A 22497-nucleotide genomic window follows, 5' to 3' on the forward strand; every position below is an offset into this window, starting at 1 on the left:
AGGGACCGGGGACGCTACTCGGCGCCGGCCGCGTTGGCGGCCTTCGCCAGACGGCTCTTGCGGCGAGCGGCGGTGCGCTTGTGCACGACGCCCTTGCTCGCGGCCTTGTCGAGCGCCTTGGATGCCTCGCGCGCCCGCTCCTGGGCGGCCTGGGCATCGCCCTCGGCGATCGCGGCCTCGACCTTCTTGTGCGAGGTCTTGAGCGACGAACGCACGGCCTTGTTGCGCTCGCGGCGCACCTCGTTCTGCTTGTTCCGTTTGATCTGTGACTTGATGTTCGCCATACGGCCGCCCAGCGTACCAGTCGGGCTCCGTGCGGCCGCGGGTGCGCGGCCCGCCCGTACCATGGGTGGGCCGTGAGCACCGACACCTCCCACATCCGCAACTTCTGCATCGTGGCGCACATCGACCACGGGAAGTCGACGCTGGCCGATCGCCTGCTCGAGGTGACCCACACCGTGGCCGATCGCGACATGCGCGCCCAGTACCTCGACAAGATGGATCTCGAACGCGAGCGCGGCATCACGATTAAGGCGCAGTCGGTGCGCCTGCTGCACGACGGCTTCGAGCTGAACCTGATCGACACCCCGGGACACGTGGACTTCACGTACGAAGTCTCGCGGTCGCTGGAGGCTTGCGAGGGCGCCGTGCTGCTCGTCGATGCCGCGCAGGGCCTCGAGGCCCAGACGCTCGCGAACTACCACCTCGCGCGCGACGCCGGTCTCGTGATCGTGCCGGCCCTGAACAAGATCGACCTGCCGGCCGCCGAGCCCGAGCAACGCACGAAGGAGCTCGCGAACCTGCTCGACTGCGACCCGGCCGACATCCTGCACATCAGCGCGAAGTCGGGCGAGGGGGTCGACGAGCTGCTGCAGGCGGTGATCGACCGGGTGCCCCCGCCCGTCGGCGATGTGGCCAAGCCCCTGCAAGCGCTGATCTTCGACTCGATGTTCGATGCGTACCGCGGCGTGATCACCTACGTGCGGGTGCAGGAAGGCGTGCTCCCGTCGCACGCGCGCATCCGCATGTTCGCCACGCACGTCGAGAGCGAAGCCGAGGAGACGGGCGTGAACGCGCCCGAACCGATCCCCGTGCCCGATCTCGGCCCGGGCGAGGTCGGCTACCTCGTGACCGGCCTGAAGGACGTGCACCACGCCAAGGTTGGCGACACGATCACGCTCGCCGGCAAGCAGGGCGCGACCGAGCCGCTCCCGGGCTACCGCGAGCCGAAGCCGATGGTGTGGTCGGGGCTCTTCCCGGCCGACGGCAGCGACTATGCGGACCTGCGCGACGCGCTCGACAAGCTGAAGCTGAGCGACGCCGCGTTGCACTTCGAACCGGAGACATCGCAGGCGCTCGGCTTCGGGTTCCGATGCGGGTTCCTCGGGCTGCTTCACATGGACATCGTCAAAGAGCGCCTCGAGCGCGAGTTCGACCTCGAGCTGATCGCGACCGCGCCCAACGTGGAGTTCCACGTGTTCCGCGACGGCGAGATGACGATCGTGCACAACCCGGCCGAGATGCCGCCCGGCGGCGACTACGACAAGGTCGAGGAGCCGGTCGTCTACGCCACGATCATCACGCCGTCGGACTACCTGGGCTCCGTGTTCGGGCTGTGTCAGGAGCGCCGCGGCGAGCTCGTCGACATGAGCTACCTCACCCCCGAACGCGTCGAGGTGCACTACGTGCTGCCGATGGCCGAGATCGTCTTCGACTTCTTCGACCAGCTGAAGTCGGGGACGCGGGGTTTCGCGAGCCTCGACTACGAGCCGTGGGGCTATCAGGAGTCGAACCTCGTGCGCGTCGACGTACTGCTGCACGGCGAGCCCGTCGACGCGTTCAGCACGATCGTGCACCGCGACAAGGCCTACGCGTACGGCAAGAAGATGGTCGAGCGCCTGAGGGAGCTGATCCCCCGCCAGCTCTTCGACGTAGCCGTGCAGGCCGCGATCGGCTCGAAGATCATCGCCCGCGAGACCGTGAAGGCCAAGCGCAAGGACGTGCTCGCGAAGTGCTACGGCGGCGACATCACTCGCAAGCGCAAGCTGCTCGAGACGCAGAAGAAGGGGAAGGAGCGCATGCGCCGGGTGGGGAAGGTCGACGTGCCGCAGGAAGCGTTCATCCAAGCGCTGCGCGTCGACGACGGGGGCTCAGCCAAGGGGAAGAAGTGAGCGCGGGCATCTACGTGCACGTGCCGTTCTGCCTCACCCGCTGCGGCTACTGCGACTTCAACGCGTACGCGGGGCTCGACGAGCTCGAGCCTCGGTACCTGCGCGCGTTGCTGGCCGAGGCTGGACTCGCGGCTCCCGCGTGGGACGGCGCGTCGGTCGAGAGCGTCTTCCTCGGCGGGGGAACGCCGACGACGATGACGCCGGGCGATCTCGGCTCGTTGCTGAGTGCGCTGCGCGACGCGTTCGACGTGGCGCCCGACGCCGAGGTCACGACCGAGGCCAACCCCGACACCGTCGAGGAAGCCTCGCTCGCGGCATTGCTCGCCGAGGGCTACACGCGGCTGTCGATGGGCGCGCAGTCGTTCGACCCGGCGGTGCTGCGGTCGCTCGAACGGCTGCACTCGCCCGACAGCGTCCGGCGGGCGTTCGCCGCCGCGCGCGCCGCCGGCTACGTGAACGTGAACCTCGACCTGATCTACGGCGCGCACGGCGAGACGCTCGAGTCGTGGGAACGCACGCTCGCGGAAACGATCACCCTCGCCCCGGAGCACGTGAGCGCGTACGCCCTCACGATCGAGCCCGCGACGCCGCTCGGCCGTGCGGTGGCCCGCGGCGACGTGAGGGCGCCGGACCCCGACACGCAGGCCGACATGTTCCAGCTCGCGTGCTCGATGCTGCGCGACGCCGGCTACGGTCACTACGAGGTCTCGAACTGGGCGCGGCCGGGCTACGAGTGCCGGCACAACCTCGGGTACTGGCGGCGGCGGCCGTACCTCGGACTCGGCGCGGGTGCGCATTCCTACCGGGACGACCGCCGATGGTGGAACGTCCGTCCTCCCGAGGAGTATCTCGCGACGGTCGAGCGCGGTGAGCTGCCCATCGGGGGCGAGGAGTCGCTCGACCCCGGCGACGCCTACCTCGAGGAGGTGTTCCTGCGGCTGCGCATCCTCGAGGGCGTTCCGGCGAGCTGGATCGATGACGATCGAGCGGGGTCGTTCCTCGAGAGCCGCTTGCTCATCGACGACGACGGGTCGCTCGTGCCGACCGAGCGGGGGATGCTCCTCCTGAACGAGCTCGTGCTCGGGCTCACCGCCGACCGGCCCGGCTAGTCCGTCACGAACCGGTCGGGCGCCGGGCTCCCCGGGCGTCGGACGGGGAGGCCGGATAGAGTGGTCCCATGCCGTCGGTGCGCTGCCCGAGCTGCGACAGGGCCCAGCACGTCGAGGCCGGGTCCAGCGGCTACACGTGCTCATCGTGCGGCAAGGAGTGGGGATTCGTCGTCTGTCGTTCGTGCGGATCGCGGTTCCATGCGAAACTGAACGCAACCACGTGGACCTGTCCTCGATGCGGTCTGCTCCAGGATGCCTCGGCGGAACCGCCGCCTCCCGCCCCCCCGGAACCGGCGACCCCGACCACGGTCACGATCACGGATGCCGATCTCGACACGCCCCAGGAGCCGCTGGGTTCCGCGTTCCCACCGGGACTGGGGCTCGGGGCCGACGACGAGGGGCCCGAGGACGCGTTCGCGATGCCGGTCCGCGAGTCCGGTGGACGACCGAACTGGATCTACGCGTTGGTGGCGGTCGTGGCCGCCGTGGTGCTCGTGCTTCTCTTCAACGTGGTCTTCGGTGGCGACGACGGCGGGGGCGAAGGCACGCCGACCGACGGAGGCGGCCAGGTGACCGCCGAGGCGGCGACCGCCACGATGTGCGGGCACGTCCAGCAGGTGGTGGTCTTCCGTGACGACGCGCTCGGGGTCGCGGCCGAACAGCTCAAGGAGGACGTTGCGGCCCTCAAGGAGGCGGGGGAGCGTCCGACCGCGAAGCAGGTCAGGGCGGTGATCGCCGCGATCGACGATGCTCGCGAGGCACTCGCCACCCAGGCCGATACCACGGCCCCCTTCGCCGCCCTCGAGGAAGCGATCACCCAGCTTCCCTGCTGAGGCCGCGACTCCGCGCGCTTAGCACTCCCTGGGGCAGAGTGCTACGTATGATTGGGGTCATGGCCGATCGAGACCGTCCCGACCTGGGTCCGCGCAAGGGCGCCGTGCTCCGTGCCGTCGTCGAGCAGTACGTTCGCGATGGCGAGCCGGTGAGCAGTGAGTCGATCGCGGAGCACGCGGGCCTCGGTGTCTCGAGCGCGACGATCCGAAACGAGATGGCCGCACTCGAGGAACTCGGGTACCTGACCCATCCGCACACGAGCGCCGGTCGCATCCCGACCGACAGCGGGTACCGGCACTACGTCGATTCGCTCCCGGCGGGCGGGCGGCTGCGCGAGGCGCAGCGGCGGTTGATCGCGGGCTACTTCGCCGAGGCGATCGTCGACCTCGAGGAGGTGCTGAAGGGGAGCGTGCAACTGCTCTCCCGTCTGACCCAGTATGCGGGCCTTGCCGTGCCTCCGAGCGCCGTCGAGGAGCCGATCGTGCGGGTCGAGCTCATCGACATGGGACCCACGATGATGATCCTGGCGATCGGCCAGCACGGGCGCGTCGACAAGCAGGTGATCGACAAGCCCGACGAGGTGGACGCGGCCGCCCTGCGGGATGCCGACCGGCGGCTGAAGGCCTTGCGGGGGCTCAACTACCTCGACGCGCAGGCCCGGCTGCTGCAGCTCGCCGCCGAGGGCACCGCCGCTCAGCGAGACCTGCTGCTGCACGTCGCGGAGACGCTGCGGGTTGCGACCCAGGGCGAGCGCTCGGCGCACATGGTGGTAGGTGGTGTCTCGAACCTGGCCGACGAGGCGCAGCAGATGCGTCGCGAGACCCTGCGGCGCCTGTTCGAGACGCTTGAGCGCGAGCAGGAGATGCTCGGCGTGCTGGCCGACGTCAGCTCCGCCCGCGGTGAGCTCAACGTGACGATCGGTGCGGAGCATCCCTCGACGGGCGAGTGGGAAGCCTCCCTGATCACGGCACCGTTCCGCACCGGCGAGACGACGCTGGGCACGATCGGCGTGGTGGGTCCGACGCGCATGGACTACCTGTCGGCGATGGCGTCCGTGCGGGCGGTGGCGAAGCGGTTGTCGGAGCTGGCGACGGAGCTCGATCAGTAGATGGCCGCCGTCCGCGATCTGTACGAGGTGCTCGGCATCACGCGCGACGCGTCCGACGACGACATCAAGAAGGCGTACCGGCGTCTGGCGCGCGAGCTGCACCCCGACGTGAACGACGATGCCGCAGCCGAGGAGCGGTTCAAGGAGGTCGCCGGCGCATACGAGATCCTGTCCGATCCCGACAAGCGGCGGCAGTACGACGCGTTCGGCAGCACGGGTGGCCCCGCCGCGGCCGGCTTCACCGACATCCAGGACATCTTCGACATGTTCTTCGGGCAGGGCGGTTTCGGCGTCGGCAGCCGTCGCCGTGGTCCGCGTTCGCGGACCCAGCACGGCGAGGACCTCGGCGTGCGCATCGTGCTCGGGTTCCGCGACGCGGTGTTCGGCGCCCGCCGCGACCTGGAGATCGAGCGCCTCGTCGCCTGCGATCGTTGCAAGGGCAACGGCGCGGAACCAGGCACGGCCCCGGTCTCGTGTCGCTCGTGCGGAGGGGTCGGGCAGGTGCAGGCGGTGCGTCGGAGCGTCTTCGGCGCGGTGATGACCTCCGCGCCGTGCACGACCTGTCGGGGCACGGGGCAGGAGGTGCTCGACCCGTGCGAGGCGTGCTTCGGTGAGGGGCGCCGCCGGGAGCAGACGACGGTCACGATCGAGATCCCCGCCGGGGTCTCCGACGGCATGGAACTCCGGGTGGCGGGGAACGGGCACGCGGGTGTCGCCGGCGGACCGTCGGGCGACCTCTACGTCGGCATCTCGGTCGAGCCTGCCGAGGAGTTCGACCGTCGCGGCCAGGACCTGTTCACGGTGCTCGACGTCTCGATGACCCAGGCGACGCTGGGTGCCGAGCTCGACATCGAGGGGCTCGACGGCCCCGAGCGCATCAGCGTCGAGCCAGGGACGGAGTCCGGCACCGTCGTGCGCATCAAGGGCGGCGGGGTGCCCAACGTCAACCGACGGGGGCGCGGCGACCTGTACGTCACGCTCCACGTCATCACCCCCGACGACCTCTCGCGCGAGGAGCGCAAGCTCTGGGAGCGCCTCGCGGATCTGCGCGGCGAACGGACCTCGAAGCGCGAACCGGCGCCGGCGCGCCTGCGGCGTCCGGAGTTCTGAGGGTCGGGCCGCACGGGGTAGGCTGGAACGCATGGACACGTCCTGCCTCTTCTGTCGGATCGCGGCCCGTGAGATCCCGGCCGACATCGTCCGCGAGTCCGACGGGGTCGTCGCCTTCCGCGACGTGAACCCACAGGCGCCGACGCACATCCTGCTGATCCCCAAGGAGCACGTGGCATCGGTGGCCGAACTCGGGGATCACCACGGCGACGTGCTCGCCGACATCATGCAGGCGGCGAGCCAACTGGCGCGCGCCGAAGGCATCGCCGAGAGTGGGTGGCGCCTCGTGGCCAACGTGGGGCCCGACGCCGGACAGGCGGTGTTCCACCTGCACTTCCACCTGCTGGGCGGTCGCCAGATGAGCTGGCCTCCGGGCTAGGTTCGGTTACAGTGGTTGATGAGGCCGCCGCGAAGGCGGCCATCGTCGACAGTGCTGCCGAACCAGGAGGGAACGGGGCCACCGCCCCGAGAGACGACACACGTGGCGAGCGCCACCACCCAAGTCAAGATCCTCGTCCCGGGCAACCAACCGATGGTGGCCCTCCTCGGCCAGCGCGACGTCTTCCTCAAGTTGATCGAGTCGGCGTTCGAGTGCCGCATCCTCGTGCGCGGGAACGAGATCACCGTCACCGGCCGCGAGGCGGAAGCCGAGCGCGTGGCCCGGATCTTCGAGGAGCTGCTCGTGCTGCTCGAAGAGGGTCACGAGCTCACCGACTCCTCGGTCGGTCAGACGATCGCCCTCGTGAAGGGCGACGGTTCGAGATCGGCCGATGAACCGGAGCTGCGTCCCTCGGAGGTCCTCGGCGACCGGCTGCTCACCGCGCGGGGAAAGGGCATCACCCCGAAGACGATCGGGCAGAAACGGTTCGTCGACGCGATCCGATCGAACACCGTGACGTTCGCGATCGGGCCGGCGGGCACGGGCAAGACCTACCTCGCCGTCGCCACCGCGGTCCGTGCGCTGCAGGACCGCCAGGTCTCCCGCCTGATCCTCACTCGGCCGGCGGTCGAGGCGGGGGAGCGGCTCGGATACCTGCCCGGCACGCTCTACGAGAAGATCGACCCCTATATGCGCCCGCTCTACGACGCGCTGTTCGAGATGACCGGCGCCGAGACCCTTCCACGGCTGATGGAGCGGGGCACCGTCGAGGTCGCACCCCTCGCGTACATGCGCGGGCGCACCCTGAACGATGCGTTCGTGATCCTCGACGAGGCGCAGAACACGACCCCCGAACAGATGAAGATGTTCCTCACGCGTATCGGGTTCGGATCCAAGGCCGTGATCAACGGCGACGCGACCCAGGTCGACCTCGAGCACGGGCAGAAGAGCGGGCTGGCGATCATCGAGGAGATCCTCGGCGACGTCGACGACATCGCGTTCTGCCACCTCGGGGGCAGCGACGTGGTGCGGCACAAGATCGTGCAGGACATCGTGGAGGCGTACGACCTGTTCGGGCAGCAGGCGCTGCCGGTGGAGCCGTGACCGCGGGTGCGATGAACGACGACGACTGCGGCCATCCCAGGGTCCTCGTGTCGGACCGCCGGTCGGATGCGTCGGCGGTCGACGAGGCGGCGCTGGCGGAGCTCGTGCGCGTCACCCTGGTGGCCGAGGGCCACGTACGGGCGGAGCTCTCGCTCTCCTTCGTCGACGACGACGAGATCGCCGAGCTCCACGAGCGCTACATGCACGAGCCGGGCCCGACCGACGTGTTGTCGTTCCCGCTCGACGACGACGATCTCGACGAGCACGGCGTCCGCATGCTGGGTGACGTCGTGATCGCGCCCGCCGTCGCGGCGCGGAACAATCCCCAGGACCCGGCGGCGGAGCTCCGGCTGCTCGTCGTGCACGGGGTGCTCCACGTGCTCGGGTACGACCACGAGACCGACGAGGAGCGTGCCGAGATGTGGTCTCGACAGGAGCGCTACAGCGGGGTGATGGTGCCGTGACCTGGATGTGGGTGCTCGTGCTGCTGCTGGTCGTGCTCGGGTCGCTGCTCGCGCTGGCCGAGTCGTCGCTCACCCGCATGACCCGGGTGAAGGCGCTCGCCCTCGAGGACGAGGGGCGACGCAACGCGGCGCTGCTCGTGAAGCTCGAGACCGACCCGCCGCGGTACCTGAACTCCGTGTACCTCGCGGTGATGATCGTGCAGAACGGCTCGGCGATCCTGGTGGCGATCCTCGCGGAGTCCGAGTTCGGCAGCCTCGGCGTGACGATCGCCTCACTCGTCTTCACGTTGCTGTACTTCGTGTTCGTCGAGGCGATGTCCAAGACCTTCGGCGTCCTGCACTCCGACCGGATGGCCCTCGCACTCTCGCCCCTCGTGTACTTCCTGGGGCGCCTCCTGGCTTGGCCCACCCGTGCCCTGATCGGCCTCGCGAACGTGCTGCTCCCCGGCAAGGGCATCAAGGCCGGACCGTTCGTGAGCGAGGAGGAGATCCGCTCGATGGCCCAGGTGGGCTCCGAGGAGGGCTCGATCGAGGAAGGCGAGAAACAGCTGATCCACTCGATCTTCGAGTTCGGCGACACGATCGTGCGCGAGGTGATGGTCCCGAGACCCGACATCATCGCGATCGAGGACGATAAGGCGCTGCGCGACGTTCAGGCGCTCGTGCTCACCCACGGCACGTCTCGGATCCCGGTCTATGACGCCGACGAGGATCTCGACGACGTCGTCGGCATCGTGTTCGCGAAGGACGTCCTGAAAGCCTTGCACCAAGGCAAGCACGACATGCCGCTCGCCGACATCGTCCGCGAGGCGCACTACGTGCCCGAGTCGAAGAAGGTCGCCGACCTGCTGAAAGAGATGCAGCGCGAGAAGTTCCACATGGCGCTTGTGACCGACGAGTACGGGTCGGTGACCGGCCTCGTCTCACTCGAGGACCTGCTCGAGGAGCTCGTGGGCGAGATCACCGATGAGTACGACCGCGAGGAGCCGGAGTTCGAGCAGATCGGCGACCGTGCGTACCGAGTGAGCGGGAAGACGTCGATCGACGATGTGAACGAGCTGCTCGGGCTCGCACTGCCCGACGAGGAGTGGGACACGGTCGCCGGGCTCGTGCTCGACCTCCTGGGGCACATCCCCGACGAGGGCGAGGAATGCCGGATCGACGGGCTCACGTTCACCGCCGAGGAGGTCAAGGGCCGCCGTATCGAGAAGGTGCTGATCACGCGCGACGCCGACACGGAGCACCTTCTCGTGGAGGAGCCAGCACCGTGACCGCGATCGAACCCGAGGTGCTCGAGCGCATGGTCGCGGCCGCCCGCGAGGTTCGCTCCAACGCCTACGCGCCGTACAGCGGGTTCCACGTCGGCGCGGCCCTGCTCGCGGGCGACGAGATCTTCGCCGCCGTCAACGTCGAGAACGCGAGCTACCCGGTCTCGGTCTGTGCCGAGCGGAACGCGGTCGCGATGGCGGTGGCTGCAGGCGCGGCGGCAGGGATCCGCGCCGTCGCCGTCGTGACCGACGCCGACGACCCGACGCCGCCCTGCGGCGGGTGCCGCCAGGTCCTCTTCGAGTTCGGAGGGCCCGGCATGGCGGTCGTCGCGGAGTCGGCCGACGGGTCGACGCGCACGTACTGGTCGCTCGACGAGCTGCTGCCCGATGCGTTCGGGCCGAGCGACCTCGACCGGCTCCGGTCGTGAGCGACCCCGCCGGCCATCGGGCCGGCATCGTGGCGGTCGTGGGGCGGCCCAACGTCGGCAAGTCCACGCTCGTGAACGCCCTGGTGGGGGAGAAGGTCGCGATCGTGTCCGACAAGCCGCAGACGACGAGGCGCGACATCCGGGCGATCAGGACCACCGACGACGTGCAGGTCGTCTTCACCGACACGCCGGGGTTCCACAAGCCTCGGACCGCGCTCGGTGCCCGGCTGAACGACCTCGTCAGCGACGCCGTGGAGGGGGTCGACGTGGTCGTGCAGGTCGTCGACGCGGCGAGCGGTGTCGGGCGCGGCGACGCCTACGTTCATGATCACCAGGTCGCCTCGGCGAACGCGGGCGCCCGCATCTGCGTCGTGAACAAGATCGACCGGATCCGCCACCACGAGCTGATCCCGCAGCTCGCGGCGGCGGGCGAGCTCGGCGACTGGGGTGAGATCGTGCCCGTCTCCGCGGCCGACGGTACCGGCGTCGACATGCTGCTCGACCTGCTCGTGATGCGCATGCCCGAAGGGCCGGCGCTGTTCCCCGAGGGCGAGGTCACGGACCAGCCGATCGAGGTGCGCATCGCGGAACTCGTGCGCGAGCAGGCGCTCGCTGTGACGCGAGAAGAGGTGCCACACTCGGTCGCGGTGGTGATCGAGGAGATCGAACACGAGGACGGGCTCGAGCGGATCCACGCCTCGATCGTCGTAGAGCGTGACTCACAGAAGGGCATCCTGATCGGCAAGGGCGGGCAGACCCTCAAGACGATCGGGACGCGGGCGCGCAGGCAGATCGAGCCGCTCGTAGGCAAGCGCGTCTTCCTCGACCTGCGGGTCAAGGTGATGAAGGAATGGCAACGCGACCCGAAGATGCTCGACCGCCTCGGGTACTGAGGATCGATCGATGACCGACCGGCGTGCCCCCGCGTTCCTTGCCGCCGCGCACGCCTGGATCCGATCGCACGTGACCGTGACCGGGGAGATCGAGCAGACGCACGTGCAGTGGTGGTCGACGGTGTTCCGCGTGCCGACGTCCGACGGTTCGGTGTGGTTCAAGGCGACCGTCGATGGCGCGACGTTCGAGCCACCGCTCACGCTGCTGCTGGCCCAGCTGCGACCCGTCGTGCCGGAGCTCATCGCGCCCCCAAGACTTCGCAGTCGAAGGTCCGCGCCGACGACCTCGACAGCATCCTTATGGCCTGCAGCGGTTCCTCGAGTGCTGACCGATCGGCGCCCGGCGCTAGGAGGGCGGGCTCCCCGGGTTCCGTGGAGCGCGAGAGCGGCCGCCTCCCTGCCCGGCATCCTCTCGGCCATCGTGGAACAACGATTCCACCCTCCGGAACGAGTTCTATGATGCACTCCGTGGCCGAGCAATCGACACGCGTGGTGGAGAGCGTCGATCGGGCCCTCCGGTTGTTGCAGGAGCTCGCCGAGCATGGGTCGGGCGTCACGCTCAGCGAGCTGGCGTCGACGACGGGACTGCCGAAGAGCTCGCTGCATCGAACGCTCGGGGCGCTGCAGGAGCGTGGCTTCGCGACCCAACGAGACGATGCGCGCTACCTGTTGGGGGCGGAGCTGCTCAGGATCGCGTTCGAGTTCCAGGGCCGCCTCGATCTGCGCGTGCTGTTGCGACCGACGCTCGAGCGGGTACGTGCGACCCTGAACGAGACGGTGCACGTGGGGGTACTCGACGGCCCGGACGTCGTCTACGTAGACAAGCTCGAATCCACCCGGCCGCTCTCCCTCACGTCGAAGATCGGGGGACGCAATCCCGCACATGCCACGGCGGTCGGGAAGGCGCTGCTGGCGTGGGCCTATCCCACGCAGGCGTCGATCACCGAGTGGGTCCGTCGCGACGGCCCGCTCGTGAGGAGGACCTCCCGCACCATCGTCGACGCGAGCCACCTCGCGAAGGAGTTGTCGCGCGTTCGTGCGGACGGGTTCTCCAAGGACCTGGAGGAGAGCGAGCCGGGCGTGCGGTGCCTCGCGACGCCGGTCTTCTTCGGCGGTGCGGTGCCGATCGCCGCGATCTCCGTCTCGGCGCCCAAGGACCGTCTGCCGACCGGCATGATGCCCGAGGTCGCAGCCCTCCTGGTGCAGGAAGCGGCCGACCTCCGTGGCCCCTAGCTGGCCCCGGCGAGGCCCGGGATCGCCCGTCGGGCGTTGTCCCCGTAGACACTGCGGAGCACGTCGTCGGGGAGATCGAGGCCGCTGATCGCCCATCGCCCCTCCGGGGGAGGGTCGTCGATCGAGTACGGGAAGTGCTCGTCGGCGGTCTCGAGGAAGCGGAAGTGGATCTCGTACATGTCCCGGTCGGGCGGGAACAGGTCGGTGCCGAAGAGGAGGCGGTCGGCATGCCGCAGGAACAACGCTCGCGCCGCCCTCGGCTGCCGGCCGAGTTCGGCGATCCGCGCCGCGATGTCTGCGTACAGGTTCGGATACGCGTCGAACATCCGGGAGACCCACGCCAGGTCCTCGGCGAAGCAGGCGACGTGGGCACCGATGAAGGTCGTCGCCCTGTGTTTCGCCACGAGGGCCTCGAAGGAGTCGATGATCCGATCGAACGACGGGAACGTGGCGCGGTCACCGAAGTACCAGTCGGGATTCGCGAGCAGCTCCTCCATCCGCTCGTTCGTGCCGTCGAGCGGCTGGAAGAACGCGACCGGGTCGGCGACGTGGATCGTGACAGGGACGCCCAAGCGTGCCGCCGTGTCCCAGAGAGGACCGAGACGACGGTCGTCGGGCATCAGCAGCTCGCCGCGGTCGTCACGGATCCGCAGACCGAGCTGCTTCCAGACCTTCAACCCGCCCGCACCGGCGAGGACGCAGCGTTCGAGCTCCGCCGCGAGTCGGTCGCCGAACCCTGCCTGCTCGGTGACGCTCCAGTCCAGCTGGCAGAACGTCAGGAACCGGTCCGGATGGGGAGTGTCGTACCGTTCGAGGTTGGCTCGGAGCTCGTCACCGTGCAGCCCGTCGAGGTTCACGACGGTGGCGACGTTGCACGCGTCCATCACCTCGAGTAACTGCCCGACGTCGGGTGCGGACCATCCGTGATCGGCCGACAACCATCGCCCGAGATGGTTGTGGGCGTCGACGACGGGGAACCGAGCCCGTGGCGCGCGGTGGACGGGAAGGCGAAGGGACGAGCGAGGCCGGAACTCGTGGAGCGGGAGTTCGCGAAGCCTCGGATCCATGGTGCGTCACGGTACGACGTTCCGCCGGGTCGGCGGCGCGGGCAGCGTCATCCGCTTGACTTGCCTGGATGGGCCTAGCTATCGTCGGGTTGCTTGCAGAACGACGTTCCGTCTGACGGAATCCTCTGAACCTCGATGGATCCGGCTGGGGGGAGCACCGGGACGATGGGAGCGTACGACCAGATCGACACGCCCTCGCTCATCGTTGACCTCGACGTCGTGGAGCGCAACGTGTTCGAGATGGCGGAGGTTGTGCGGCAGGCGGGCGTGGCCCTGCGCCCGCACGTGAAGACCCACAAGGCGCCCGAGATCGCCCGGATGCAGCTCGATGCCGGCGCACGCGGGATCACGGTCGCCAAGCTCGGCGAAGCCGAGGTGATGGCCGACGCAGGGTTGCACGACGTCCTGATCGCCTACCCGATCGTGGGGGAGCTCAAGCTCCAGCGACTCGCGTCGCTCATGGATCGGGCCGACGTGCGCGTGAGCCTCGACACGATCGACGTCGCTGAGGGCCTGGGGCGCGTGGGCGTGCGGCGGGGTGTCGACGTCCCGGTTCTCATCGAGGTCGACACCGGACTCCACCGCATGGGACGGCCGCCGGGGAAGCCCTCGTCGTCGCTGGCGCTCGAGGTTGCGGGTGTCCCTGGGGTCGACGTGGTCGGTCTGCTCACCCACGCGGGCCATTCCTACCGCGCGTCGGATGCCACCGAGCTTCGACGCATCGCGGAGCGTGAGGCGCGCGACTTGCTGGACACGGCCGAACGATGCGCCCGCATGGGACTGGAGATGCGCGAGATCAGCGTGGGATCCACCCCGACCGCACGCATCGTCGCGGGCGTGCCGGGCGTGACCGAAGTACGTCCGGGGACGTACGTCTTCAACGACGTCCAGCAGCTCCGGCTCGGCGTCGCAACGGTTGAGGCGTGCGCTGCTCGCGTGCTCGTGACGGTCGTCGCGAGACCGACACCGGAGCGTTTCCTGATCGACGGCGGCACCAAGTCCTTCAGCGCCGACGGCGGCGACGGTCCTCCCTTCCCGGGACGCGGTGTCGTGATCGGCCGCCCGGACCTGATCCTGGACTTCATGACGGAGGAGCACGGCGTCGGCCACATCGAGAGAGGCGGTGACCTCGCGATCGGTGAGCGTCTCGAGGTCATCCCGCTGCACGTGTGCAGCTGCGTGAACCTCTACGACGACGCGCTCGGTGTGCGGGACGGTCGTGTCGATCACGAGATCCCGATCGCAGCACGGGGGCGTATGCGCTGATGCGCGGCCTGGCAGGCAAAGGCGTCCTCGTGAGCGGAGGAACGAGCGGGATCGGCCTGGCGACGGCGCGCCGTTTCCTCGAGGAGGGGTCGCGGGTATTCGTGACCGGGCTCCAGATCGAAGAGATCTCGGCGGCGCTCGACGAGCTCCGCGATCTCGGCGAGGTCGACGGGGTCGGCGGAGATGTGAGCCGCGAGCCGGACGTCGAGGCGATCGTCGAGCGAGCGACCACGTTCCTGGGGCGGATCGACGTGCTGGTCAACAACGCCGGCATCGCCCGGAAGTCATCCTTCCTCGACACAGGGTCCGACGATTGGGATCGCATCATCGCCGTGAACCTGCGTGGCATGTTCCTCGTCGCTCGCGCCGTCGCCCGGCTTATGGTTGCCGACCGCCGCGGCGGGGCGATCGTGAACATGGCCTCGACGAACGCCCTCGGCGGCGAACGGGACTTCGTCGCCTACAACGCTTCGAAGGGAGGCGTGTTGCAGTTGACGAGGACGATAGCGGTCGAGCTCGGCGGGCACGGCATCAGGGTGAACTGCCTCTGTCCGGGCTTCGTCGACACGCCGCTCAACCGTGAGCTCGCGACCGAACGGGAGTTCCGGGACTACGAACGCAGCCAGATCCCTCTCGGGCGGCGCGGCACCGCTGATGAGATCGCCGCCGCATACGCGTTCCTCGCCTCGGACGACGCCTCGTTCGTCCATGGAGCAGCACTCGTGGTCGACGGCGGCCAGACGGCGGTCATGTGAGGATCGCGAGGTGACCAGGTGACGACGCCGCTCGATCGACTCCAGCAGGTGCCCACCGGGAGGGGGCGGACCGCACTGACCTGGTTCGGTCAGGCCGGTTTCGCGGTCGCGGCCGGGGGACGCATGACGCTCATCGATCCCTTCCTCTCGCCCCACGCGGCGCGCCGGTACGACCCGAGCATGCCCCCGTCATCGGCATCCGGCGTCGACCTCGTGCTGTGCACGCACGAGCACCTCGATCACCTCGACCCTGCGGGCGCGCCTGCCATCGCCGCCGCGTCGCCGGGTGCCGTCTTCGTGGTCCCGACCCCGATCGTGGACCAGGTCACGGAGGTGGGGATCGCTCCCGACCGGGTGCTCGGCGTCCAGCCGGGGGAGCGGCACGAGGTCGCGGGGTTCACGGTCGATGCCGTCCCGGCGTGTCACGGCGTCACGATGGACGATGCGTACGGGTTCGGCGAGGAGCTGTCGGGCGGCGCGATCCGATTCCTCGGCTACGTGATCGACGCCGGGGGTGTACGGATCTACCACGCGGGCGACACGATCCATTTCGAGGGCATGGAGGCGTCGGTGCGCGCTCTGGAACCAGACGTGGCGCTGCTCCCGGTGAACGGCCGTCATGCGCAGCGTGAGGCCCGGGGCATCGTCGGCAACCTGAACGAACGGGAAGCGGCGTGGCTCGCGGCCGAGGTCGGCGCCGAGACGCTCATCCCGATGCACCACGACATGTTCGACGGGAACCTCGGATCGGCCGCCGCCGTCGTGGAGGCGGCCGAGCAAGAGTCACGCTCGGTGGCCGTGCTCGTGCCGCCGCGCGACCAGCCGTTCGTGGTGGCGGCACGCAGGGAGCGGTCGTGAAGGCGCTCGTCTACCTAGGCCCGCGGCGCATGGAGCTGCAGGACATGCCCGACCCGTCGCCCGAGCCCGGCGACGTGCGCGTCCGGGTGCGCGCCACCGCGATCTGCGGATCCGACCTGCACGGGTTCCGCGAGGCGAGCCCACGGCGCGTTCCGCCGCTCGTGATGGGACACGAGGTCGTGGGTGAGGTCGACGGGGTCGGTGACGGCGCCGATCCCCGCCTGGAAGGGACCCGGGTCATCGCGATGCCGGTCGTGGCCTGCGGGGCGTGCGCTCGATGCCTCGAGGGGCGATCCAACCTCTGTCCGCATCGGCGACTGATGGGCATGAGCTTCCCGGGGGCGTTCGCGGAAGCCTTCACGATCCCGGCGACGCAGGTTCTCGAGGTGCCCGAAGCGCTCGCCGACGAGCCCGGCTCGCTCGCCGAGCCCCTCGCGAACGCCATCCACTCGGTCGAACGGTCGGTGAGCCCGGGCGACGCGGTGCTCGTCATCGGGGCCGGTCCGATCGGCCTGTTCGCGGCCGGGATGGCGGTCCTCGACGCCGCCGCTCGGACGTTCGTCGTCGACAGGCTGGCGGGCCGGCTCGCGCTCGTCGCTGCGCTCGGCGCGGATCCTCTCACGGCGGGTGGCGCGCTCGACGAGATCATCGAGGCGACCTCCGGGACGGGCGTCGACGTGGTGATCGACGCCGTCGGTCTGCCCTCGACGTGGGAGCTGGCGCTCTCGGCGGTGCGCTTCGGTGGGCGGGTCGAAGCGATCGGTCTCGGTGCGCTGGAGGGTCCCCTGGCCTACCAGTCGCTGATCACGAAGGGCGTCACGGTCGTCGGTTCGTATGCCTGCCTGCCCGCGGACTTCGAACGCGCGTTGCATCTGCTCGCTTCCGGCGACGTCGACGTCGGGCCCTGGATCACGCGCCTCCCGCTCGCGCAAGGGCAGACGGCGTTCGAGGCCCTGGTCGATGACGGTGCCTACACCAAGGTGGTGCTCGTCCCGTGACGATCATCGACGGAGGGTTCTGCCGGGTCGACACCAACCGCTGCGTCTCGATGGGCTCCGACCTCGGTCGGAGGGCGTTTGGGGAGGAGGGAGCATGGCGGACGGCCCACGCATCGTGATCGTGGGTGCCGGCGGATGGGTCTTCCCGCTCGAGCTCACGCGCGACATCCTGTCGTTCCCGGCGCTCGACGGTTCGACGCTCGCGCTCTACGACATCGACGTGGCTGCCGCCGAGCGCACCGCCGCGTCGGCCCGAGAGCTCATCGGGATCGGCGGTTCCACGATGCGCGTCGAGGTCCCCGGTGACCTGCGGACGGCGCTGCGCGGCGCCGACGTCGTGATCACGGTCTTCCAGGTCGGCGGGCTCGACGCCTACGCGCTCGACATCGAGATCCCACGCGAGTTCGGCATCGACCAGACCGTGGGCGACACGCTGGGGCCGGGCGGTGTGTTCCGGGGCCTGCGGACCGTCGAAGCACTCCGCGAGGTGGCGGATGCGATGCTCGAGATCTGTCCCGACGCCTGGCTCCTCAACTACGCGAACCCGATGTCGGTGAACTGCTGGGCCACGGAACGCTCGGGCGTGAAGATCGTTGGCCTGTGCCACAGCGTGCAGGGCACGTCGCAGCAGCTCGCGCACGAGCTCGGCGTGCCCTACGAGGAGGTCGCTTTCGAGTGCGCGGGGATCAACCACACCGCGTGGTTCACGACCTTCCGTCGTGGGGACGAAGACCTGATCCCACGGATCCGAGAGGTGATGCGGGCGCGCCACGTCGACGGGACCACCCCGCTGCTCCCCCGCTCGGACGACCCGTACGAGAGCATCGAGCGGGTCCGCACCGAGCTGATGCTGCTCACCGGGTACTTCCACACCGAGTCCAGCCATCACGCGAGCGAGTACTGGGCCTGGTTCCGAAAGACCCCGGATCTGGTGGCCCGCTACCTCGACCGCCAGTGGGACTACCTCACGGTCTGCCGCTCTTCCGACGCGGCCGGCCACAACGAGGAGCTGATCGAGCACGCCCGGCGGGACGGCATCCGCTACGGCGGGGAGTTCGCGGCTCCGATCGTGGACAGCCTCGTGACCGGGGTGCCCCGTGTGGTCTACGCCAACGTCCGCAACGGGGGATCGGTCGAGAACCTGCCGGCCGACGCGTGTATCGAGGTGGCATGCGCGGTCGACGCGAACGGGGTGCGCCCGATGCGATACGGGCGCCTCCCCGCAACCTGTGCGGCCCTGAATCAGACGCAGATTGCGGTGCAGCGGCTCACCGTCGAAGCTGCGGTCTCGGGCGACCGGGGCCTCGTCCATACCGCGGTCGCACTCGACCCCCTCACCGGCGCGGTACAGACGTTGCCGAAGATCCGCGAGATGACCGATCGCATGCTGGATGCCCAGGCACGCTGGCTGCCGCGGTTCTCGCCGAAGGCGGCGGCACGATGACGTCGGATCCGACGCGGGCGATCGACGTGGCGCTCGAAGCGATCGGGGTGCCGGCACGCGAAGCGGTCGACGCGCCTGCATCGACGAGCCGATTCCCCGACGGTGTCGCGTTCCGCATCGAGATCCCGAGCGTCGAGGGTCCCGCCTGTCTCGATGCCGTGCTCGAGGAAGCCGCCGCGCTGGACGTTCCGGTGCGCCGGTTGTCACAGGGGAGCGGCGTGTCGATGCTGACCGACGCCGAGCTGGATCGCATGGCCGAGACGGCAGCCGACGCAGGGGTCGAGGTCAGCTTGTTCGCGCGTCCCGGGGCGTCATGGGGGCGATCCTCCAGTGCCCGGTCGTCGGCCGGCGCCGCGCTCGCGGCGGCATCCTGGGGTCATGAGCAGCTTCGCGCATGCCTCGACGACGCGATGCGTGCGGCGGAGCACAGGTTCCGCAGCGTGCTGATCACCGACCTGGGCGTCCTCGTGGCGTTCGCCGAGCTCCGGCGCGCCGGCTCCCTTCCGAGCGACATGCAGGCCAAGGTGTCGGTCATGGCCGCGATCGGGAACCCGGCCACGGCGAAGACGTGGCAGGACCTCGGTGCGGACACCCTGAACGTGCCCGGCGACCTCGGCCTCGGCCAGCTGGCAGCGATGCGCGCGGCGGTCGCGGTGCCGCTCGATCTCTACGTCGAGTCGCCGGACGATCTGGGTGGCCTGGTTCGGCTGCACGATGTGGCCGACCTGATCCGGGTGGCGGCCCCGGTCTACGTCAAGCTGGGGCTGCGCAATGCGCCGGCCTTGTACCCATGGGGGCAGCATCTCGAGGGAACCGCAGTCGCGATGGGGCGAGAGCGCGTGCGCCGCGCTCGGATCGTGATGGAGCGACTCGAGCGGGCCGGCATCGACACGCGGACCTCGGTGCCCGGCGCCGAGGGCCTGGCGGTGCCGTGTCCGTGACGTCCGGTCCTCAGACGGTGACGACGGAGACCCCGGCCTCCCGCATGGCCGCGACCGTCGCAGGATCGGCCCCGGCATCGGTGATCAGCTCGTCGACCGCTTCGAGCGGGCAGATGCGAGCGAACGCCACCAACCCGAGCTTGGAGCTGTCGACCACGGCCGTCACCGCGCGGGCCCGCTCGAGCAGCACCCGGTTCGTGTGCGCCTCCACCTCGTGGTGGGTCGTCAACCCTTCGTCGAGGGCGATCCCGTCGGCGCCCACGATCGCGACGTCGAGATGCATCTCCTCGAGCGTCCGCTCGGCAAGCGGACCGACGAGCTCGTACGACTCGGGCCGTGCGGTGCCACCGGTCACCACGAGCTTCAGGTCGGACCGGATCGCGAGCTCCCCTGCGATGTTGAGCGCGTTCGTGACGACGGTGAGACCGGTGCGGTCGAGCAGGTCCCTGGCCACCTCGGTCGTCGTCGTGCCGCCGGTGAGCCCGACCACGGAGCCATCGGCGACCCGGCCGGCGGCCTCGCGAGCGATCCGGGTCTTCTCGGGCTGGTGCCGCGCCGCCTTGTACCGGAGCGGCAGCTCGTACATCACGTCGTTCGCGACGGCGCCGCCGTGGGTGCGCGCGAGCATCCGTTGTTCCTCGAGCAATCGGAGGTCCCGACGCACGGTCGCCTCGGACACGCCGAGGTCCTCTGCGAGGGCCGTGACATCGACGACGCCGTTGGCCGCGAGGGTCCCCAAGATCTCGCTCAACCGCTCGGATCGTCGCACCGGGCGAACTATACGCCTGGTTGAGGGTGCGCGGTAGATGCTCGATTGGTTTGACCACATGCACGGAACTGCTCTACTCTCGCCTGAGATGAGCGATACCGCGCAAGAAGTCGCCTCGCAGCCGGATCGTTGGCGACGGGCGGTGGCCTTGGCGGCCGGGGTCGCTCCCGTACTGCCGGCGCTCGGCGAGCGGGTCGCCGTCGTCGGTTGCGGCACCTCGCTCTACGCGGCCCGGGCCTACGCCGGGCTGCGCGAGGAGGCGGGGCAGGGTGAGACCGACGCGTTCCCCGCATCGGAGTTCCCCGCGGGCCGATCCTACGACCGAGTCGTCGCGATCAGCAGGAGCGGCACGACGTCGGAAGTCGTCTCGGTCCTGCGCCGGCTGGACCGGGTGCGCACGGTCGTGATCACCGGGGTGCCGACCTCGCCCGCGGTGGAGATCGCGTCCGACGCCGTGACCCTCGAGTTCGCGGACGAGCGCTCGGTCGTGCAGACGCGTTTCGCGACCTCGACGCTCGCCATGTTGCGCGCCCACCTCGGCCAGGAGCTCGGGCCGGTGATCGTCGACGCGGAGCGAGCGCTCGCCGAGCCGGTCCGGGCGGACGACGTCGACCACGAGCACTTCGTGTTCCTCGGACACGGGTGGAGCGTCGGCATCGCCGAGGAAGCAGCGCTCAAACTCCGGGAGGCCACGCGCTCGTACACCGAGGCATATCCAGCGATGGAATACCGACATGGCCCCATCAGCATCGCCGGCGATCGGACGCTCGTCTGGGTGATCGGCACCCCTGATCCCACGATCGTCGATGACGTGCGCGCCGTGGGCGCCTCCGTTCGTGTGGCGACCCTCGACCCGATGGCGGAGCTGGTGCGCGTGCACCGGCTCACGCTGGCCCTCGCCGAGCGGCGCGGGCTCGACCCCGACCACCCGCAGCACCTGACCCGATCAGTGGTGCTGTCCGCGAAAGGAGCGAACCCATGAAGCGTCGGTTCACGCGATGGCTGGCGGCCGGGGCGGCGCTGATGCTGCTCGGGGCAGCGTGCACGTTCGGCGCCGAGGACACGGGTGGCGGGGGAACGGCGGCGCCCGACGAGCCAGTGACCTTGCGAGTCTGGTCGCTGCAGAGCCCGTCGTACAAGCGGGCCTTCAAGGATCTCGAGGCTGGCTTCGAAGACGCGAATCCCAACGTGGATGTGGAGGTCGAGTTCTTCGACTACGACACCTACATCCAGACGCTCCAGACCTCGCTGCCGGCCGGGAGCGGCGCCGACGTGGTCCAGCTGTTCGGAACGTGGGTGTGCAGCTACGCCGACACCCTCACATCGGTTCCCTCCGATGTGATGTCGCTCGAGGACGCCCGGGCCGACTTCTACGAGGCGCCGATCGACGGCTTCACGTGCGACGAGACGCTGTACGGGTTCCCCCAGGAGTTCAACATCGAGTACGGAGCCACGCTCGTGAACACCGAGGTCGCCGCGGCCGCCGGTGTCGACGCGACCGCGGGCTGGGCCTCGTGGGACGAGTTCAAAGCCGACGCCAAGGCGATGACCGAAACGAGGGACGGCACGATCACCCGGGCGGGCTATCACTTCACCGCCGGCGACGGCCTGCCGTTCACGTTCTACTCGTTGATCCTGCAAGCGGGCGGGCACTTCCTAGCCGAAGACGGCCAGTCGTTCACGATCGACACGCCCGAGGCCCGGGAGGCGGTCGCCCTCATGCAATCGATCGTCGACGAGGGCATCACCGACCCGACGCTGTTCAACGACACGGAGAACTGGGTCGGCGACTGCTACTTCGAGGAAGTGTGTTCGATGGGGCTGGTCGGGCCGTGGGTGATCACCGACTACGAGGCCGACTTCCCGGAGGTCGCTGCCGCGACGCAGTACGTGCCGCTCCCGACCCTCGGGGAAACTCCTGACTTCGTCGCCGACTCTGGCTGGGGGCTCACGGTCTCGGCGGACAGCCAGGTCACGAACGTCGCGTGGGACTTCATCGAGTACGCGACCCTCGACCCCGAGATCGCCGCCGAGTGGAACGTCGATACCGGCACCCTGCCGGCGCTGCGCGAGAACGGCGAGGGCGTCGTGAAGGAGGAGTTGATCGCCGCGTTCCCGCACTTCGCACCGTGGTTCGAGCTCCTTCCCTACGGGCAGTTCGTCGGGAACCTTCCCGACCGCGACCTGCTCTGGTACGAGATCACGTACCCGCACCTGTTGAAGGTGCTGCAGGGTGGCGAGAGCGTGGACGATGCGCTGGCGGCGATGGAATCCGAAGCGAACGACATGTTCCGCTAG

23 protein-coding genes are annotated in these 22497 nt (G+C 69.5%); 20 read left to right on the plus strand and 3 right to left on the minus strand.

Going from position 1 to position 22497, the window contains the following annotated elements:
* Nucleotides 1–14: 14 nt before the first annotated feature.
* Nucleotides 15–284, minus strand: a complete 270-nt coding sequence (gene rpsT / locus VFI59_02410) for a 30S ribosomal protein S20 (GenBank protein HET6712545.1) — start codon at nucleotides 282–284, stop codon at nucleotides 15–17.
* 72 nt (nucleotides 285–356) lie between these two features.
* Here rpsT and lepA point away from each other — a divergent pair, with 72 nt between their 5' ends.
* From lepA to VFI59_02470, 12 genes are all read left to right on the plus strand, one after another.
* Nucleotides 357–2171, plus strand: a complete 1815-nt coding sequence (lepA, locus tag VFI59_02415) for a translation elongation factor 4 (protein HET6712546.1) — start codon at nucleotides 357–359, stop codon at nucleotides 2169–2171.
* The gene (gene hemW / locus VFI59_02420) at nucleotides 2168–3280 is read left to right on the plus strand and encodes a radical SAM family heme chaperone HemW (protein ID HET6712547.1); all 1113 of its coding nucleotides are present in this window, start codon (nucleotides 2168–2170) and stop codon (nucleotides 3278–3280) included. The genes lepA and hemW overlap by 4 nt, the downstream gene beginning before the upstream one ends.
* A gap of 68 nt (nucleotides 3281–3348) precedes the next feature.
* Entirely contained in the window at nucleotides 3349–4113 is a 765-nt protein-coding gene (locus VFI59_02425) for a hypothetical protein (protein HET6712548.1), read from the plus strand.
* Between the two features lie 59 nt (nucleotides 4114–4172).
* Complete coding sequence (hrcA, locus tag VFI59_02430; protein ID HET6712549.1) at nucleotides 4173–5222, plus strand: heat-inducible transcriptional repressor HrcA; 1050 nt, start codon at nucleotides 4173–4175, stop codon at nucleotides 5220–5222.
* Entirely contained in the window at nucleotides 5223–6332 is a 1110-nt protein-coding gene (gene dnaJ, locus VFI59_02435; GenBank protein HET6712550.1) for a molecular chaperone DnaJ, read from the plus strand.
* A 31-nt stretch (nucleotides 6333–6363) separates the two neighbouring features.
* Nucleotides 6364–6711 (plus strand): histidine triad nucleotide-binding protein, encoded by a 348-nt coding sequence (locus VFI59_02440; protein HET6712551.1) that lies wholly within the window; start codon nucleotides 6364–6366, stop codon nucleotides 6709–6711.
* Between the two features lie 153 nt (nucleotides 6712–6864).
* Nucleotides 6865–7815 carry a PhoH family protein gene (locus VFI59_02445; GenBank protein HET6712552.1) on the plus strand — a complete coding sequence of 317 codons (951 nt, stop codon included), beginning with the start codon at nucleotides 6865–6867 and terminating at the stop codon, nucleotides 7813–7815.
* Complete coding sequence (ybeY, locus tag VFI59_02450) at nucleotides 7812–8279, plus strand: rRNA maturation RNase YbeY (protein HET6712553.1); 468 nt, start codon at nucleotides 7812–7814, stop codon at nucleotides 8277–8279. The genes VFI59_02445 and ybeY overlap by 4 nt, the downstream gene beginning before the upstream one ends.
* Before the next feature lie 5 nt (nucleotides 8280–8284).
* Complete coding sequence (locus tag VFI59_02455; protein HET6712554.1) at nucleotides 8285–9550, plus strand: hemolysin family protein; 1266 nt, start codon at nucleotides 8285–8287, stop codon at nucleotides 9548–9550.
* Entirely contained in the window at nucleotides 9547–9975 is a 429-nt protein-coding gene (locus VFI59_02460; GenBank protein HET6712555.1) for a cytidine deaminase, read from the plus strand. The genes VFI59_02455 and VFI59_02460 overlap by 4 nt, the downstream gene beginning before the upstream one ends.
* Nucleotides 9972–10868 (plus strand): GTPase Era, encoded by an 897-nt coding sequence (gene era / locus VFI59_02465; GenBank protein HET6712556.1) that lies wholly within the window; start codon nucleotides 9972–9974, stop codon nucleotides 10866–10868. The genes VFI59_02460 and era overlap by 4 nt, the downstream gene beginning before the upstream one ends.
* Before the next feature lie 468 nt (nucleotides 10869–11336).
* Nucleotides 11337–12101 carry an IclR family transcriptional regulator gene (locus VFI59_02470; protein ID HET6712557.1) on the plus strand — a complete coding sequence of 255 codons (765 nt, stop codon included), beginning with the start codon at nucleotides 11337–11339 and terminating at the stop codon, nucleotides 12099–12101.
* Here the strand turns inward: VFI59_02470 and VFI59_02475 are convergent.
* A complete protein-coding gene (locus VFI59_02475; GenBank protein ID HET6712558.1) occupies nucleotides 12098–13168 on the minus strand; it encodes an amidohydrolase family protein in 1071 nt (356 codons plus the stop codon). The genes VFI59_02470 and VFI59_02475 overlap by 4 nt on opposite strands.
* Nucleotides 13169–13333: 165 nt before the next feature.
* On the opposite strand from VFI59_02475, the gene VFI59_02480 reads away from it, so the two are divergent.
* The 6 genes from VFI59_02480 to VFI59_02505 all read left to right on the plus strand — a co-directional run bounded on the left by VFI59_02480 (nucleotide 13334) and on the right by VFI59_02505 (nucleotide 19430).
* Nucleotides 13334–14434, plus strand: coding sequence for an alanine racemase (locus VFI59_02480; GenBank protein ID HET6712559.1), 1101 nt, complete (start codon nucleotides 13334–13336; stop codon nucleotides 14432–14434).
* Nucleotides 14434–15189, plus strand: coding sequence for an SDR family NAD(P)-dependent oxidoreductase (locus VFI59_02485; protein HET6712560.1), 756 nt, complete (start codon nucleotides 14434–14436; stop codon nucleotides 15187–15189). Before VFI59_02480 ends, VFI59_02485 begins: the two co-directional genes overlap by 1 nt.
* A gap of 18 nt (nucleotides 15190–15207) precedes the next feature.
* Nucleotides 15208–16047 carry an MBL fold metallo-hydrolase gene (locus VFI59_02490; protein HET6712561.1) on the plus strand — a complete coding sequence of 280 codons (840 nt, stop codon included), beginning with the start codon at nucleotides 15208–15210 and terminating at the stop codon, nucleotides 16045–16047.
* Entirely contained in the window at nucleotides 16044–17045 is a 1002-nt protein-coding gene (locus tag VFI59_02495) for an alcohol dehydrogenase catalytic domain-containing protein (GenBank protein HET6712562.1), read from the plus strand. The genes VFI59_02490 and VFI59_02495 overlap by 4 nt, the downstream gene beginning before the upstream one ends.
* A 94-nt stretch (nucleotides 17046–17139) precedes the next feature.
* Nucleotides 17140–18489 (plus strand): alpha-galactosidase, encoded by a 1350-nt coding sequence (melA, locus tag VFI59_02500; GenBank protein HET6712563.1) that lies wholly within the window; start codon nucleotides 17140–17142, stop codon nucleotides 18487–18489.
* Nucleotides 18486–19430 (plus strand): hypothetical protein, encoded by a 945-nt coding sequence (locus VFI59_02505; GenBank protein ID HET6712564.1) that lies wholly within the window; start codon nucleotides 18486–18488, stop codon nucleotides 19428–19430. Before melA ends, VFI59_02505 begins: the two co-directional genes overlap by 4 nt.
* Nucleotides 19431–19440: 10 nt before the next feature.
* On the opposite strand, the gene VFI59_02510 is transcribed toward VFI59_02505, so the two are convergent.
* Complete coding sequence (locus tag VFI59_02510) at nucleotides 19441–20199, minus strand: DeoR/GlpR family DNA-binding transcription regulator (GenBank protein HET6712565.1); 759 nt, start codon at nucleotides 20197–20199, stop codon at nucleotides 19441–19443.
* Between the two features lie 88 nt (nucleotides 20200–20287).
* On the opposite strand from VFI59_02510, the gene VFI59_02515 reads away from it, so the two are divergent.
* On the plus strand, nucleotides 20288–21181 hold the full coding sequence (locus VFI59_02515; protein HET6712566.1) for an SIS domain-containing protein: 894 nt from the start codon (nucleotides 20288–20290) through the stop codon (nucleotides 21179–21181).
* The gene (locus VFI59_02520; protein HET6712567.1) at nucleotides 21178–22497 is read left to right on the plus strand and encodes an extracellular solute-binding protein; all 1320 of its coding nucleotides are present in this window, start codon (nucleotides 21178–21180) and stop codon (nucleotides 22495–22497) included. Before VFI59_02515 ends, VFI59_02520 begins: the two co-directional genes overlap by 4 nt.

It is taken from the genome of Actinomycetota bacterium (genome assembly GCA_035697485.1).
Lineage (GTDB): Bacteria > Actinomycetota > UBA4738 > UBA4738 > HRBIN12 > JAOUEA01.

Bases quoted from the DNA above. Each gene is read 5' to 3' on its own strand.
- rpsT (HET6712545.1), bottom strand. From the start codon at position 284: ATGGCGAACATCAAGTCACAGATCAAACGGAACAAGCAGAACGAGGTG.
- VFI59_02425 (HET6712548.1), top strand. From the start codon at position 3,349: ATGCCGTCGGTGCGCTGCCCGAGCTGCGACAGGGCCCAGCACGTCGAG.
- hrcA (HET6712549.1), top strand. From the start codon at position 4,173: ATGGCCGATCGAGACCGTCCCGACCTGGGTCCGCGCAAGGGCGCCGTG.
- dnaJ (HET6712550.1), top strand. From the start codon at position 5,223: ATGGCCGCCGTCCGCGATCTGTACGAGGTGCTCGGCATCACGCGCGAC.
- VFI59_02440 (HET6712551.1), top strand. From the start codon at position 6,364: ATGGACACGTCCTGCCTCTTCTGTCGGATCGCGGCCCGTGAGATCCCG.
- VFI59_02445 (HET6712552.1), top strand. From the start codon at position 6,865: ATGGTGGCCCTCCTCGGCCAGCGCGACGTCTTCCTCAAGTTGATCGAG.
- VFI59_02455 (HET6712554.1), top strand. From the start codon at position 8,285: ATGTGGGTGCTCGTGCTGCTGCTGGTCGTGCTCGGGTCGCTGCTCGCG.
- VFI59_02475 (HET6712558.1), bottom strand. From the start codon at position 13,168: ATGGATCCGAGGCTTCGCGAACTCCCGCTCCACGAGTTCCGGCCTCGC.
- VFI59_02480 (HET6712559.1), top strand. From the start codon at position 13,334: ATGGGAGCGTACGACCAGATCGACACGCCCTCGCTCATCGTTGACCTC.
- VFI59_02485 (HET6712560.1), top strand. From the start codon at position 14,434: ATGCGCGGCCTGGCAGGCAAAGGCGTCCTCGTGAGCGGAGGAACGAGC.
- melA (HET6712563.1), top strand. From the start codon at position 17,140: ATGGCGGACGGCCCACGCATCGTGATCGTGGGTGCCGGCGGATGGGTC.
- VFI59_02505 (HET6712564.1), top strand. From the start codon at position 18,486: ATGACGTCGGATCCGACGCGGGCGATCGACGTGGCGCTCGAAGCGATC.
- VFI59_02515 (HET6712566.1), top strand. From the start codon at position 20,288: ATGAGCGATACCGCGCAAGAAGTCGCCTCGCAGCCGGATCGTTGGCGA.
- VFI59_02520 (HET6712567.1), top strand. From the start codon at position 21,178: ATGAAGCGTCGGTTCACGCGATGGCTGGCGGCCGGGGCGGCGCTGATG.